General features: G+C 46.1%; 12 protein-coding genes and 1 riboswitch. Of the genes, 8 read left to right on the top strand and 4 right to left on the bottom strand.

The window, feature by feature from the left end; genetic code table 11:
- Complete coding sequence (locus tag ACM1ND_RS14400; RefSeq protein WP_023988960.1) at positions 1 to 699, top strand: response regulator transcription factor; 699 nt, start codon at positions 1 to 3, stop codon at positions 697 to 699.
- On the top strand, positions 696 to 2,126 hold the full coding sequence (locus ACM1ND_RS14395; protein ID WP_418028032.1) for a sensor histidine kinase: 1,431 nt from the start codon (positions 696 to 698) through the stop codon (positions 2,124 to 2,126). Before ACM1ND_RS14400 ends, ACM1ND_RS14395 begins: the two co-directional genes overlap by 4 nt.
- Before the next feature lie 84 nt (positions 2,127 to 2,210).
- On the opposite strand, the gene ACM1ND_RS14390 is transcribed toward ACM1ND_RS14395, so the two are convergent.
- Entirely contained in the window at positions 2,211 to 3,437 is a 1,227-nt protein-coding gene (locus ACM1ND_RS14390; RefSeq protein ID WP_418026193.1) for a glucose-1-phosphate adenylyltransferase, read from the bottom strand.
- 236 nt (positions 3,438 to 3,673) lie between these two features.
- Between ACM1ND_RS14390 and glgB the strand changes: the two genes are divergently transcribed.
- Together glgB and glgA are read left to right on the top strand one after the other, a co-directional pair.
- Positions 3,674 to 5,596 carry a 1,4-alpha-glucan branching protein GlgB gene (gene glgB, locus ACM1ND_RS14385; protein WP_068942610.1) on the top strand — a complete coding sequence of 641 codons (1,923 nt, stop codon included), beginning with the start codon at positions 3,674 to 3,676 and terminating at the stop codon, positions 5,594 to 5,596.
- 21 nt (positions 5,597 to 5,617) lie between these two features.
- Positions 5,618 to 7,060 carry a glycogen synthase GlgA gene (gene glgA, locus ACM1ND_RS14380; RefSeq protein ID WP_418026191.1) on the top strand — a complete coding sequence of 481 codons (1,443 nt, stop codon included), beginning with the start codon at positions 5,618 to 5,620 and terminating at the stop codon, positions 7,058 to 7,060.
- A gap of 88 nt (positions 7,061 to 7,148) precedes the next feature.
- On the opposite strand, the gene ACM1ND_RS14375 is transcribed toward glgA, so the two are convergent.
- The gene (locus ACM1ND_RS14375; RefSeq protein WP_068942605.1) at positions 7,149 to 8,219 is read right to left on the bottom strand and encodes a hypothetical protein; all 1,071 of its coding nucleotides are present in this window, start codon (positions 8,217 to 8,219) and stop codon (positions 7,149 to 7,151) included.
- Between the two features lie 42 nt (positions 8,220 to 8,261).
- Positions 8,262 to 9,440 (bottom strand): M20 family metallopeptidase, encoded by a 1,179-nt coding sequence (locus ACM1ND_RS14370; protein WP_071558666.1) that lies wholly within the window; start codon positions 9,438 to 9,440, stop codon positions 8,262 to 8,264.
- 148 nt (positions 9,441 to 9,588) lie between these two features.
- On the opposite strand from ACM1ND_RS14370, the gene ACM1ND_RS14365 reads away from it, so the two are divergent.
- The 3 genes from ACM1ND_RS14365 to ACM1ND_RS14355 all read left to right on the top strand — a co-directional run bounded on the left by ACM1ND_RS14365 (position 9,589) and on the right by ACM1ND_RS14355 (position 12,839).
- Positions 9,589 to 11,052 (top strand): ABC transporter substrate-binding protein/permease, encoded by a 1,464-nt coding sequence (locus tag ACM1ND_RS14365; protein ID WP_023988953.1) that lies wholly within the window; start codon positions 9,589 to 9,591, stop codon positions 11,050 to 11,052.
- On the top strand, positions 11,039 to 11,761 hold the full coding sequence (locus ACM1ND_RS14360; RefSeq protein WP_013310491.1) for an amino acid ABC transporter ATP-binding protein: 723 nt from the start codon (positions 11,039 to 11,041) through the stop codon (positions 11,759 to 11,761). Before ACM1ND_RS14365 ends, ACM1ND_RS14360 begins: the two co-directional genes overlap by 14 nt.
- A 234-nt stretch (positions 11,762 to 11,995) precedes the next feature.
- Positions 11,996 to 12,164, top strand: a riboswitch (cyclic di-AMP (ydaO/yuaA leader).
- A gap of 6 nt (positions 12,165 to 12,170) precedes the next feature.
- Positions 12,171 to 12,839: a 3D domain-containing protein gene (locus ACM1ND_RS14355; RefSeq protein ID WP_418026190.1), complete on the top strand. Its 669-nt coding sequence runs from the start codon at positions 12,171 to 12,173 to the stop codon at positions 12,837 to 12,839.
- A 198-nt stretch (positions 12,840 to 13,037) separates the two neighbouring features.
- Here ACM1ND_RS14355 and ACM1ND_RS14350 read toward each other — a convergent pair whose 3' ends face one another.
- A complete protein-coding gene (locus tag ACM1ND_RS14350; RefSeq protein ID WP_418026188.1) occupies positions 13,038 to 13,844 on the bottom strand; it encodes a polysaccharide deacetylase family protein in 807 nt (268 codons plus the stop codon).
- A 305-nt stretch (positions 13,845 to 14,149) separates the two neighbouring features.
- Between ACM1ND_RS14350 and ACM1ND_RS14345 the strand changes: the two genes are divergently transcribed.
- Positions 14,150 to 15,172, top strand: a complete 1,023-nt coding sequence (locus ACM1ND_RS14345) for an NADH:flavin oxidoreductase/NADH oxidase (protein WP_418026187.1) — start codon at positions 14,150 to 14,152, stop codon at positions 15,170 to 15,172.
- Positions 15,173 to 15,181 lie beyond the last annotated feature (9 nt).

Here is a 15,181-nt window from a genome sequence, read left to right as displayed (position 1 = left end):
GTGAGTAAAGTTTTAATCATGGAAGACGAGGAATCCATTCGCAGTTTTATTGTCATTAACTTGAAACGTAACGGTTTTGAGGTGCTGGAGGCGTCGGAAGGGCATGAGGCTCTGAATATTTTGAACACGGTGCGGGATATTGATATTGCACTGCTTGACGTAATGGTACCCGGTATGGATGGTTTTGAAGTCTGTCGGAGAATCCGGGAAACGAATGAGCGCATCGGCATTATTTTTCTCACAGCGAAGGTACAGGAGCAGGATAAGGTGTATGCCTTGTCTGTAGGGGCCGATGACCATGTGAGTAAACCTTTTAGCCCGACGGAGCTGATTGCACGTATTCAATCGTTATTGCGTCGGGTGAATGTACATCGTGAAACAGCAGCCAAAGTGTCCTTCCAGTCTGGACCGTTTACGCTAGATTTGATTGCTAAGCAATTTAAGAAGAGCGGGCAGCTGATCGAGTTGACACCGACTGAGTTTTCCCTGATTCAATTTTTTCTCGAAAAAGAAAACACGCCGCTCAGCCGAGATGTTCTACTTGATCACGTATGGGGCAAGGAATATATGGGCGATCCGAAAATTGTGGATGTGAACATCCGACGTTTGCGGCAGAAAATTGAAAACAATCCATCTGAGCCAGCTTTTTTACAAACAGTGTGGGGACATGGATATAAATGGAAAGGTCAGTCTCAATGATCAAAAAGGGGATTCGCCGACAGATTGTGCTTCACTATTTTTTCGTAGTGTTCTTGGCGCTTCTGTTAGTAGAAGTCATTTTTATGTTTGCACTCCGGTCGTACTATTACGATTCCATTTACAAACATATCGAAAGCCGTATCGAATCGGTAAGTGAATTTGCACCCAAATTCAAAGAGCCGGAACAGTCTTTGCAATCGTATTTGTTAAATACATTTTCTCTGCCCTTCACTGAACTGCAGTTGCTTGATGAACAGGGAAATGTAATTGATAACTCGACTAATTTTGCAGCAGATCTAAGTGTGCAAACAAGTGATGTGACACAAGCATTAGCTGGAGATACGGGCAAATGGATCGGAAAGCAACCGAGTACGGGGCAGCAGGTGATGGCGGTATCTCAAAAACTGGACAATATCGTCGGAGACCAGGTGTATGTTATTCGGTATACGACTTCGCTGGAATTGGTAAATGATAAGTTGTTTACGATTACGCTGTTTTCTCTTGGCATCATGGCAGCTGTACTGGTTATTGTATTTGTGGTCAGTACAGGGCTCGCGAATTCCATTGTTAGACCAATTAATAATATCCGCGATGTATCTGCTCAGATGGCTCAGGGGAGGTTTGATGCACGCATTGAAGGCGATTATCGCTATGAGTTGGGTGAACTGGCTTCGACTCTGAACTATATGGCACAGGAAATTGTCAGAACAAATCAAATCAAGGATGATTTTATATCATCCATATCTCATGAATTGCGTACTCCGCTTACATCTATTAAAGGTTGGAGTGAAACGTTAAATTCTGGCGGTTATGACCCGGAAGAGACGAAAATCGGGATGAAGATTATTTCTAAAGAGACGGATCGACTGATTGGCTTGGTGGAGGAAATCCTCGATTTTTCCAAGCTGGAGCAGAATGCCATGAAGCTTGTGATGGGAACGGTGGATCTACGGGAGCTTTTGCAGGAAATTATGCTGAACGTATGGGCCAAAGCAGAAATGAAGCAGATAAAACTTCAGCTGGATTCGGAGGAAACGGCATATCTCGTCCATGGAGACGGTAACCGTCTAAAACAGGTGTTTTTGAACATTGTGGACAATGCTATCAAGTTTTCGCATGAAAGCTCAATTATTTTCCTGTCTCTACAACGGATTGATGGCAATATCGAGATATCCGTACAAGATACAGGGATTGGAATTAGTGCTGAAAATCTTGCCAGAGTCAGAGACCGCTTTTTCCAGGTAGACCACCAAAACGGTGGTACTGGACTGGGATTGGCAATCTCGCAACAGTTTATCGAGCGCCATCATGGTCAGATGCTCATCAGAAGTGAACTGGGGGCTGGAACTACGATTACGGTTTCATTACCTGCTCTGCAAGCAGAGCAGGTAATGAAACCATCACAACTTACTGAAGGGCTGATTTAAAAGGCCCATTGTATAGATTTAACTAGAAAAACAGCCAGTCCTCTCAAATCGGGAGGGCTGGCTGTTTTTAATTTGGGGGTAACGTTATGAAGTAAAACCTTCGGCACGCAAGCGTGTATTGCGCTCGTAAGCTTCTTTCAGCATACGCGTAGTTTGCGGTCGTACCGCCATTTTACCAAATACCACTTCATTGGGTCCGATAACCATAATTTCGCCCGGATTACCTTTAATGACAGCACCATCGCGAATCACAGCACCTTCACCGATAATCGCATGTTCAATATGGACGTTACGTCCAATGCGTGTGTCAGGCATAACGATACTTTCTTTGATGGCTGATCCTTTACCTACCTCGACACCACTAAATACAACGGAGCGTTCTATTCGGCCCTCTACTTGGCAGGAATCATGCAGCAAGCTGCCCAATGGTTGTGTTTGAAGGTTAGGTACCTTTTGTGCGCTCAACCTTGTGCGGCGTTCACGTGTATACATCGGCCAGTCCTTGCGTTGAAGGTCGATAGCACAATCATCCTGTAACAAATCCATGTGTGAATCCCATAGGCTTTTAACGGTACCCACGTCCTTCCAATAGCCCTGGAATTCATAAACGTACAAGGATTCTTGGTCCGCTAACATTTTAGGGATGATATCTTTACCAAAATCATGACTGGATTGAGCATCCTGTGCGTCTTCTAACAAGTAATTTCTTAAGTAATCCCATTTGAAAAGGTAAATCCCCATAGAGGCCAAATTACTTTCCGGTTTCTCCGGTTTCTCTGCAAATTCTGTGACACGCAGATCTTCATCGGCACTCATAACACCAAAACGGTGTGCTTCATCCCAAGGTACCTCCATGACAGAAATGGTAGCCGCAGCTCCTTTTTCCTTATGGTGGTTTAGCATTTCACGATAATTCATATAGTAAATATGATCACCGGATAAAATAAGCACATGCTCCGGATTTTGGCTGTCAATATATTCGATATTCTTATGAATAGCATCTGCCGTTCCTAAGTATTCAGCGTTACCTGTGTTATAAGATGGAAGCAGGGTAATTCCTTTGTCATCTGTTTTTGTAAGACCCCATGGTGTTCCATCCCCGATATGTTCGTGCAAGGATTCTGCCTCATATTGCGTCAGTACACCTACAGTATCAATGTCTGAATTTACGCAGTTACTGAGAGGAAAATCGATGATCCGGTAATGACCGCCAAAAGGTACGGCGGGTTTTGCAATCGTTGAAGTAAGGGGAGCAAGACGGCGTCCCTCTCCGCCTGCCAGCAGCATGGCAATGCATTCTTTATTAAACATTTCGTTTCCCTCCCGGTTTAGTTGTCAGTGTAGTACATACATAAACGGTATGGGGTACTCTTGAAACCATAAGGTATATAAGATTCCCCCAAAACTAAGGTTTATTTTTTTCCTAGTCATTTTTCTGTTCATTGTGGCTAGAATGGGGTAATAACTCAGGTCAGCTTTGACCCAAAAGCGAATGCATTACCGATTCATACATTTTTACCTACAAAACATATAAGGGTGGTGACGTGATGACAGACCAAACTCTTCCGCAACAGGCTATTTCATCAGAAGATATTTATTTGTTTCATGAAGGAACGCTTTATCACAGCTACCGATCTTTGGGTTCCCACCTTACTGTGGAGAACGGAGAACAGGGCGTCCGCTTTACGGTCTGGGCTCCTCATGCTCTCCATGTCGGGCTTGCTACAGATCGCAACAACTGGAATGGGGAACAGGATTCCTTATATAGGGTTCCCAAATCCGGTTTTTGGAGTCGTTTTTTTCCGGGGATATCCCAAGGAACTTTTTACAAATACGAAATTACGGGTGCAAACGGTGAACGATTTCTGAAAGCAGACCCTTACGCGGTACGTGCTGAAGTGAGACCGGCAACGGCTTCTGTGGTAGCTTCTATAGATGGTTATGCTTGGAACGATGCGATTTGGCGCCGAAAACGTAGAGCACCTTATGGAAAGCCTCTGCACATATACGAGCTTCATCTGGGCACTTGGAAGCAAAAAGAAGATGGTACGTTTTATACATACAGGGAAATAGCTGAGCTTCTTGTGCCTTATGTGACCGATATGGGGTATACACATATTGAGCTAATGCCGCTGAGTGAACATCCGTATGATCTTTCCTGGGGCTACCAGCTCACCGGATATTTTGCACTCACAAGCCGGTATGGAGAACCGCATGATTTTATGTATTTGGTGGATCGTTGCCATCAGGCGGGAATTGGAGTGCTGATGGATTGGGTCCCAGCCCATTTTGCAAAAGATGCTCATGGATTAAGGCTGTTTGACGGATCGCCCCTGTTCGAATACGCGGATCCGCTGATTGCGGAAAAGCCCGGCTGGGGAACACTGACGTTTGATTACAGCAAGCCGGAGGTGCGTTCTTTCCTGATATCTAATGCGCTATTCTGGATGGATGTGTACCATATTGACGGCCTGCGCGTAGATGCTGTGACGAGTATGCTACGACTGGATTTTGAAAAGCAGGACGGTCAATATCGTTTTAACTCTAAAGGAGGCATTGAAAATGAGGAGGCTATTGCCTTTCTTCAACAACTGAATGAAACAGTATTCCGCTATTATCCGTATGCTCTGATGATGGCAGAGGAGTCCAGTGCCTGGCCGATGGTGACTTCCCCGGTAAGCGATGGAGGACTCGGTTTTAATTACAAATGGAATATGGGCTGGATGAACGATACGCTTGATTATATCGAAACGGATTTCGATCAGAGGCCGGAGCGCCATAATTTGCTGACATTCCCCATAGCTTATGCGTACAGCGAGAATTTTACACTGCCGTTGTCGCACGATGAGGTTGTTCATGGTAAGAAGTCGTTGCTTGATAAAATGCCGGGTAGCTATGAGCAAAAATTTGCCGGGCTTCGAGCGCTTCTCGGTTACCAAATCACCTCACCGGGCAAAAAACTCTTATTTATGGGAGGGGAATTCGGCCAATTCATCGAATGGAAGGATGAGGAGCAGCTTGACTGGTTTCTGCTGGATTATGACAGTCACCGTTCGCTGCACGCTTTTACGAAAGCGCTGAATCATTTGTATATTCAGGAAAAGGCATTATGGGAACTGGATCATTCGTGGGATGGATATCAGTGGATTGAGGCGGAGGACCGTGGGCAGAGCGTAATTACGTATTTACGTAAAAGTAAAAAGCCGGGAGATACACTGGTCGTGCTTATTAACTTTCAGCCCGTGCCCAGAGAGAACTACCGAATTGGGCTGGAAAAGGCCGGGAGTTATATCGAACTGCTGAACAGTGATCATAAGGACTTTGGGGGAAGGGACCAGCTGAATACGGGAATAATACGGACCGCCCCCATCCCTTGCCACGGACAGCTTCACAGCTTGGAGGTGACCATACCACCCCTGAGCATCGTTATACTCAAGAAAGCGCCTCGGAGGCCTAAAAAAGCAGATTAAACACATAAGGAGGAAGCACATATGAACATTTTGTTTGCGGCAGCAGAAGCACATCCATTTATTAAAACAGGCGGGTTGGCTGATGTCATTGGCGCACTGCCGAAGGCACTTCGTCAGGCGGGGTGCGACGTCCGAATCATTTTACCTAAATATGCGGGGATTCCCGATACTTATAAAAAGTCTCTGCGTCCGGTAGCGGTGAAGCAAGTAGCCGTAGGCTGGCGTAATCAATATTGTGGAATAGAGGAACTGACATTAGACGGAATCAAGGTTTATTTTATTGACAATGAGTATTACTTCGGTCGTGACGGTATTTACGGTTATATGGATGATGGCGAACGTTTTTCCTTTTTTAACCGGGCGATTTTAGAAGTGCTGCCTGAACTGAACTTTCGGCCGGATATTTTGCATTGTCATGATTGGCATACGGCGATGGTTCCGCTGCTTCTGAATGCCGATTATCGACATTTGCCCTTCTACAGTGATATTCGCACGGTGTTTACGATACATAATCTGCTGTATCAGGGGGATTTTCCGTATGAGGTCTTAACTGAGCTGCTCAACCTGGATGGGAGCTATTTCACCCCCGAGGGTGTGGAGTATCATGGCAGACTGAATTTTATGAAAGGTGGGCTTACGTACTCGGATCATGTCACGACCGTGAGTCCAACCTATGCAGAGGAGATTCAAACGGAATTTTACGGATATGGGCTGGAGGGTCTGCTTCGTAAATTGGGAGATCAGGGTCGCTTAACGGGGATTGTGAACGGAATTGACACCAAAAGCTACAATCCTGCCACGGACAATCGTATTTATACGAAGTACCGAACGAATCTGACAAAGAAAAAGGAAAACAAAATTGGCCTGCAGCAGGAGCTGGGTCTGCCGGTGCGGCCAGACGTACCTATGATTGCCATGGTAACCCGGCTTGTAGATATGAAGGGGCTAGATCTGGTAACAAGAGTGCTTGACGAAATCTTGTATTATGATGATATCCAGTTTGTCGTGCTGGGAACAGGGGATCCGGCTTTTGAGCATTGGTTCCGTGAGGCAGCGGGACGCTATCCACTGAAAATGTCGGCGCAGCTCGCTTTTAGCGAACCTCTGTCACGAAAAATATATGCGGCAAGCGATATGTATCTTATGCCATCAAGGTTCGAACCTTGTGGGATCAGCCAACTGCTGGCACTTCGTTATGGAAGTATCCCTATTGTACGAGAAACAGGGGGCCTAAACGATACTGTGCAGGCTTACAATGAATCCACAGGTGAAGGAAACGGATTTAGTTTCACGAACTACAATGCACATGATATGCTGAACACCATTCGTCGTGCTGTTCATTTTTATCGCCAATCTGAGCATTGGTCGAAGCTTACACAGACGGCTTTTGCAGGAGAATATAGTTGGGATGTTTCAGCCGAAGCGTATATAGATATTTACCATTTGCTAACAAAAACGGACTGAATAGAATAGGAACACCCCAGTCATGTTAAAGAAAAAGGGAATCCCTTTAGCCAAGTTTTCTGGCTGAGGAATTCCCTTTTTGCTATGATCAGTCGCCCCCGCCACCACAGCTGCTTCCACATGAAGAGCCGCTGCTACACGAAGAATGGCTACCAGAATCGCCTGAATCATGATGAGAAGAGCCTCCATGATGAGAGCTGTCATGGGGGGAATGATGGTGCGAGTGATGCGTATCCCAGTTCGAACAGCCGCTTGCCGAGCTACAGCCGGATGAGCTAGCTAATACGGCATTACCTGTAGCATCCGGGTGCATGTGTATGGCAAATTGTTCAGGTTGATACCATGAATACCACACAACAGCTAATAACAAGTAGTCGACCTGCAAATAGTTGACCTTAGGCAATTGCTTACCCTCAGGATCATCCACCGCTTTATTCACCCGCTCGCGCAGATGTCGTACAATCTTATGAACCGCTTGTTGGGCCTGCTGTGAAATAGCTATATTCTCCTGCATATTCCAGCGGTCACCTGCTGGCTGCGCGGAAGTTGTGAGTTTGTAATAGCGCGAAAGCTCGTCGCTCGGTAATGGATGATTAAAAAAAGTTCCCCACAAACTGGCGCTATAGCGGTTCCAGCCAAAGCATTCTACATACAACCAGTCAAACCACGCCCGCTCCTCAGGCATCGGCTGAGAGCCGCCGGAATGAGGAGCATGGTGAAGCATACGACCAAAAAAAGCTTCCGAGAATTGCTGATATTCGCGCGTAAACATCAACATTTCGTGCCATAATTCATCCACATCACTACTGAACATAGGCACTCGATTCATAATCGCGCATAGCATAAAATATCGTTTTAGCTCATGCCAGCGCCAATCATATTCTTGCTCCGTCAGCTCAGGGTGGGCTTCGATTACACGACTCCTTACGCTATGAGCATAGGAGGCGGGAATGGATTGCTCCAGTAGCTGCATCAGCTCTGTAATCTCTGGATGACGCTCCTGCGCAAGGGACGAAGGGGATGGGGAGCTGAGGAAAAAAGCATTCCGGCTCCGTGTTTTTCTGTTTCCCCGGTTTCTGCGTATTGCACGGAATATAAACCAAAAAATGATGAGGATCACCACAATAAACAACGTCCAAAAGCTGCTCATACTATCCATGATGGCTGACTACTCCTTTCTGAAAGAACACGGAATTAAGATTTAGCGTTCGTTATTCAGCAGAGCGAATTCTTTTTTTATCCGGGCTAGCAGTTCAGGATTCGTGATTACATCGCAAGCAGTCCATGCCAAAGTTCTCGCAGCCAGCAGCATTCCTTCCATGGCCCGGTCCTGCATCGTCAAATCGCGGAATTCTGGTGTATGCAAGGCATGCTTCTCGTCAATAACTTGAATGTAAGGATGGATAGCAGGGCAATGAAGCGATACATTTCCGATATCCATGGAGCCGTGATCTTCGCCTTCCGTTATATCTTCTTGTGAAATGCCAGCCTGCACCAAATTTGCGGTAAACGCATCGGAAAGTACACGGTTCGTGACCATTTCATCATAAGAAGTCTCATAATTGGAGGTCTCCAAACGACACCCGGTCTGTAAAGCAGCTCCTTCAGCAATTTGAATAACACGGCGAGTCAGCGGGTTCAGTTCTTGACGTGTAGCGGCTCTCACATAAAATTGGGCTGAGGCGTAATCAGGAATAATATTGGCTGCTTGCCCACCCTGATTAATGATCCCATGGATACGCACTGTACTTTTTACTTGTTGACGGAACGCATTGATGCCATTGAACGTTTGAATCACAGCGTCCAGCGCGTTAATGCCTTCGTGCGGGCTGGCAGCCGCGTGAGCAGATTGACCAAAAAATTCGAATTGTACAGCATCAATCGCCAGAGATTTGCCTGATTTTTCGTAACTGTCATAAGGATGCGTCATAAGTGCTATGTCACAATCATCAAACAACCCGGCAGCGGCCATCGGAACCTTTGCACCGCGTGTTTCTTCGGCAGGTGTGCCGTATACCCGTACTTCTCCACCAGTTTCGTCGATGATCGACTTGAGGCCGACGGCAGCACCGGTACTCATCATACATATCAGATGGTGCCCACAGGCGTGTCCTAGACCTTTCAGAGCGTCATATTCTGCCAGAAAAGCGACAACCGGTCCGGGTTTTGCAGCTTTGTAAGTTGCAATAAAGGCTGTTTCTATGCCCAATACAGGTGCCTGGACCTCAAATCCGTGAAAAACCAGTTCTTCTTTTAAACGGGCAGCGGCCAGAAATTCCTCGTTTCCAAGTTCAGGATTTGCGCCAATATATAACGAAATGTTCTTAAACCGTGGGGCATGCTGCTCAATGGTCTGTTGAATGGTCTGTTTAAAATCCATGCTGAAAACTCCTTTATATAAGCTGTAATGTAGGTACTGCGTTAGGTATGCTGAAATTGTACTATAACATTCATTGCATAATCATGCATATTCATTTATAATGACACAATCTTATTTATTATAAAGAATTTAAGGAGAGAAAAAAAGATTGAAAAAGGCATATCGTTTTACCGCCCTGGTTTTGACGGCGGTTATCTTGCTGTTGACTGGTCTTCCCATGCTCAATGCATACGGAACGGAAGCAAAGCCACAGAAAAAACTTGTAGTGGGCATGAGTGCCGACTTTCCGCCGTATGAGTTTCATAAAGTCATTAACGGTAAGGATACCATTGTTGGGTTCGATGTGGATATCGCCAAGGAAATCGCCAAAGATTTGGATGCGGAGATGGTCCCTGAAGACATGAGTTTTGACTCTTTGCTGCCTGCTCTGCAAAGTGGTCGTGTAGACTTGGTACTGTCCGGTATGACACCAACGGATGAACGCAGAAAGAGTATTGATTTTTCGGATGTATACTATCGCTCCAAGCAAGTCATCATGGTACGCCCAGAGGATAAAGACAAATATCCGACGATGGATGCTTTGAAAGGCGAGAAGATCGGAGCACAAAAGGGAAGTATTCAGGAAGAGATTGCTCAAAAAGTGCCCAATGCCTCTGTAACTTCACTGGATAAAATATCTGACCTGGTACTCCAGCTGCGGACCCAGCGTGTGAACGCTGTCGTGATCGAAGATACGGTTGCTAAAGGATACACGTTAGACGGTACCGTAACCCTTGCCAAGGCTGTGCCTGAGGATGCGGGAGCAGAAACAGCTGTGGGTATCCGTAAAGGGAATGCAGAATTGCTTGCTTCTGTAAATAAAACGTTGGCTCGCCTGAAAGCAGACGGGTCGATTGAGAAGTTTTCCACGGAAGCGAGTGCACTTTCTGCGGATCGTCAGGTTTCTTCTAATAACATTGTAGATATTTTTTGGAAATACCGCAGTTTATACGCTACGGGTATCGGCTACACCTTGTTGCTGTCTGCGCTCGGAGTACTGTTCGGATTCATCATTGGTCTGATCATATCCTTGCTACGTATGAGTGGAGTACGCATCATTGAGTGGTTAGGTACCACTTATGTAGAGATACTGCGTGGCACACCTATGCTGGTGCAACTCATGATTATTCACTACGGGGTTGCTTTGACGCTGGGTGTCAATTTTACTCCACTCCAGTCTGGTATAATCACATTGTCTCTGAATAGCTCGGCATATCTGGCTGAAATTTTCCGTGCAGGTATCCAGGCAGTAGACCGTGGACAGATGGAGGCTGCCCGTTCATTGGGTATGGGACGAGGCAAAGCTATGCGTCATGTCATTTTGCCGCAAGCGTTTAAATCTATTTTGCCTGCTATCGGTAATGAGTTTATTACGATCATTAAAGAATCATCCATTATTTCGACCATTGGGATGGTGGATATTATGTATCAGGCCCAGGTCATTAAGAACATTACCTACGAAGGATTAAGTCCGTTCGTAATCGCAGCCGCTATTTATTTTGTAATGACATTCAGCTTGTCTAAGCTGCTGGGTTTATGGGAAAGGAAGTTGAGAGCCAGTGATCACCGTTAAACAACTGCGTAAATCGTTCGGCAAGAATGAGATTTTAAAAGGCATTGATATAGATATCGCCAAAGGTGAAGTCGTCGTCATCATCGGTCCCAGCGGTTCGGGGAAGAGTACGTTTTTACGTTGCATGAATCTGCTAGAACAGCCTACGGACGGGGAGATTTTGTTTGAGGGCGAGCCGATTACAGCTCGTGGTCATAATATTAATGTAACCCGGGAGAAGATGGGGATGGTGTTCCAGCATTTTAATCTGTTCCCGCATAAAACAGTGTTGCAGAACCTGACGCTTGCACCAACGCAGGTTAGAAGACAGTCAGGGAAGGAAGCGGAAAAAATTGCGCTAGAACTCCTGCGTACCGTAGGGCTTGAGGATAAGAAGAATACCTATCCGAACCAGCTATCCGGTGGTCAGAAGCAACGTATTGCGATTGCGCGTGCTTTGGCCATGCAGCCGCACGTAATGCTGTTCGATGAGCCGACTTCTGCATTGGACCCTGAAATGGTTGGAGAGGTTCTGGATGTAATGAAGAAGCTCGCCGAAGGCGGCATGACCATGGTAATCGTGACGCATGAAATGGGCTTTGCCCGCGAGGTAGGCGATCGAATCATCTTTATGGATAACGGTCAAATTGTGGAACAAGGTACACCAGAGCAGGTATTTGGTACTCCAAGCCATGATCGCACCCGTGATTTTCTTGCCAAAGTATTGTAAGAAAGTGCTGATATGAGCTATAAAAAAGCCCTCCGTTTGACGGAGGGCTTTTTCTTTTTTTGTCACCATTTCACCATATTTTCGTAACAAATATCGATTTCTTGGTGGCAAAATTGTAACGATTATAGTATGATGTTCAAGGTTCCCAACATTTTCATGCGGATAAGGTTACAAAATTGTGATATTATGCAGTAAGCCAAAACTTACCGGGACAGCATGCGGTTATGACAAACGCTGAATGCTGGGCCCAAACTATGGGAAGTGCGGGGGACGTAACAACGGCAGTCTTTCCGAAACGTCATAAGACGATATGGAATATGCCTAGGGGTGAATTGCACAAGCATAGGGCTTCTCCTGAGTCCGAATCCGACAGCTAACTTCGCAGGCATAACAGAGGAGGTACATATCTTTGAAACATCTAAAACATATTGGAAAAACCATGAAATTTGCGGTGCTTGCCGCAGCCATTGCAGGGCTGGCACAGACAGCTGGAGTAGCGGATGCTGCTTCGCTTCATACTGCCAAAGATGGCGATACCTTCTTTTTGCTTGCTCAACGTTATGGAGTATCAGTGGACGAGCTGACGAAGGCGAACCCAAACATTGCCTCTAACAATATATATGCAGGTCTGCAAATTAAGGTACCTGGTGAAAAAAGTGTGAATGTAGCTTCGGATTCGAAGCCGCAGCTTCTTACGGAGAAAGCACCAGCGAATGAGGGGCCAACGATTGAAGCGTGGGGCAAAACATTTAACTATAGCAAAATAGTTGACGTTAAGGCTACTGCGTATTCTGCCGCAGCCGATGAGAATGGTAAATGGGGAGCAGTGGACTACTACGGCAATCCGCTTAAACTAGGTACAATTGCGGTAGACCCGAACGTCATTCCGATGGGCACGAAAGTGCTGGTTACAGGCTATTCCCACCCAGGTTTGCCGGATCATTCTTTTGTAGCTGTCGCTCGCGATCAGGGCAGCGCCATTACAGGAAAACGGATTGATATCTTTATTCCTGGCAACAAATCATTTGTGAACGACTTTGGATTTCAAAATGTGAAGCTGTACGTTATTGATAAATAGCATTATACGTATATACGGTTTAATTAAACATAATATATATTATGTAAACTTAATGCCTGTATCCTACCGCATATAACTGGGTCAGACTCTTATCAGGTCCTATCCATAAAAAAGGCTGTCTTGACGAGCAGAAAACTTCTGCTGGTAAGACAGCCTTTTTACGTTGCTTTAGCTTGTAGCTCAATCCTAAACATATGGTTATTTCTGTTCCGATGTGTGGAGTAGCCGGGGGACTGTCACAAATTTGTAGCCCTTAGCTTTTAGAGAGTGAATTAGACCCGGCAGAGCTTGGACAGTGCCTTGCAAGTTGGAACTTTGACCTCCACCTGCGTGCATTAAAATAATAGAGCCAGGCCCAGTAGCTGGGATCACATTGCGCTGAATTTGTGTTTTACTTAGTCCCTTCCAGTCGAGAGAGTCTACATTCCAATTGACAATCATGTAGCCATGACGACGTGCCCACTGGATTTGAGGCTCCGTGATTTCACCGTAGGGTGGACGAATCAACTTGGGGCGAAAACCTGCGCTGGCTTGTAAAATACGTTCTGTTTTTGTAATCTGGTTGCGAAAGCGTTCTGGTGTGGCCTTCCTAAAATCCGGATGAGTATAGGAATGGTTTCCTATAGCATGGCCTTCACGGATAATACGGCGTATGATCCCCGGATGCTTTTCCGCACGGTGACCGACGATGAAAAATGTAGCTTTGATGCCATTGGCGTGTAATACGTCCAAAACCTGCGGCGTATACCTAGAATCGGGCACATCATCAAAGGTTAGGGCAATTTGGCGGGTGTGTGGGCCGCACATTTTAAAAATGTCCGCATGTTTTTTTCGCAGCATTGCTAATGTAGGAGTTGCTCGATCTGTGCTCTGTTGTACAGAAGAAGTAACAGCTGCTTCCTTGGGATGGGGCGTTCCGATGTTGGGAGGCGCATCCGCGTGAACGGGTAAACTTGAAAATGCTAGTAACAGTGCCAAGCCTGGCAACACTCCCCTGTACGGCATATGTATCCCCCCTTTCCGTGCAGTGATACCTAGTGGTGCTCTCGACTATTATGTACCTGTCCTATTAAAAATATGCTGGTTACCAAGTTCGGCTCATAAACGACTGGAAAGAAGTCCACGATGAAACGATTATCAATGAAGATGATGGAGCTAAACGTACATATTCTCTTAAACATGACCGAAAACAGGAGCATTTTCGCAAGTTTTAGCCTTACAACGAATTCGGTATACCGTGACAGCTGGTGTATAATGGGGATGCAATTCATAATTATACAGACATGGAATTGAAGGAAGGATGGATAAAAGTGACCGACTTGTTTACTCCTTATCAATTAAAGGGGCTTTCTTTAAAAAATCGGATTGTCATGCCCCCGATGTGCCAATACAGCGTGGAGGCCAAGGACGGAAATCCAACGGATTGGCATCATGTCCATTATGTGAGCCGGGCAGTAGGAGGCACTGGACTTATTATTGTGGAAATGACAGCGGTCCATCCAGATGGACGTATTACAGATCGTGATTTGGGTATTTGGAGTGACGAACATATTCCTGCATATCGTAAGATTGTAGAGGAAGTTCACAAGTATGGTGCCAAAATTGGCATTCAACTAGGCCACGCTGGACGCAAGGCTGAAGATGCTGAGCAACCTGTGGGTCCTTCCTCGATTCCTTTTAGCGAACGCTTTAAAGAGCCGCACGCCTTAAAGACAGCTGAAGTCAGGGAACTGGTTCAGGCATACAAAGAAGGCGCGCGCCGCGCGGTGGAAGCAGGTTTTGACACGGTCGAGATACATGGCGCTCACGGCTATCTGATCCATCAATTTCATTCGCCTTTAACAAATGCCAGAGAAGATGAATATGGGCAGGATTTGTCACTGTTCGGTGTTGAGGTCATACATGCTGTTAAAGAGGTTCTTCCTGCTGATATGCCTGTGCTTATGCGGATTTCTGCCAAAGAATACGTCGAGGATGGATATAATGTGAAATACATAACAGGCGTAGGGGAACGATATCGTGATGCGGGTGTGGACATTTTCCATATCTCTTCTGGTGGTGAGGGTCCGATTGGTTCTGGCGGAGGCCCGTCTGCGCGTGCCGGCTATCAGGTGGATTTGGCTCATACCATCCGTGAAAAGCTGAATGTACCTGTAATTGCTGTTGGCTTACTGGATGATTATGAGGACGCCCGTCGGGTTGTTCAGCAGAAAGAAGCTGATCTGGTAGCAATAGGCCGTGCCATGCTGCGTGATCCCTATTGGGCGTTGCATGCATCGCGGGAGCTAAAAGTACAGGCCGACATCCCAGAGCCTTATTTGCGCGGCTTTTAGATATTTTTG

Source organism: Paenibacillus sp. JJ1722 (genome assembly GCF_048282685.1).
Taxonomy (GTDB): domain Bacteria; phylum Bacillota; class Bacilli; order Paenibacillales; family Paenibacillaceae; genus Paenibacillus; species Paenibacillus polymyxa_B.
This window is presented reverse-complemented; position numbering and strand designations above follow the sequence as displayed.

Bases quoted from the DNA above. Each gene is read 5' to 3' on its own strand.
- ACM1ND_RS14350 (WP_418026188.1), bottom strand. From the start codon at position 13,844: ATGCCGTACAGGGGAGTGTTGCCAGGCTTGGCACTGTTACTAGCATTT.
- ACM1ND_RS14395 (WP_418028032.1), top strand. From the start codon at position 696: ATGATCAAAAAGGGGATTCGCCGACAGATTGTGCTTCACTATTTTTTC.
- ACM1ND_RS14370 (WP_071558666.1), bottom strand. From the start codon at position 9,440: ATGGATTTTAAACAGACCATTCAACAGACCATTGAGCAGCATGCCCCA.
- ACM1ND_RS14390 (WP_418026193.1), bottom strand. From the start codon at position 3,437: ATGTTTAATAAAGAATGCATTGCCATGCTGCTGGCAGGCGGAGAGGGA.
- glgA (WP_418026191.1), top strand. From the start codon at position 5,618: ATGAACATTTTGTTTGCGGCAGCAGAAGCACATCCATTTATTAAAACA.
- glgB (WP_068942610.1), top strand. From the start codon at position 3,674: ATGACAGACCAAACTCTTCCGCAACAGGCTATTTCATCAGAAGATATT.
- ACM1ND_RS14375 (WP_068942605.1), bottom strand. From the start codon at position 8,219: ATGGATAGTATGAGCAGCTTTTGGACGTTGTTTATTGTGGTGATCCTC.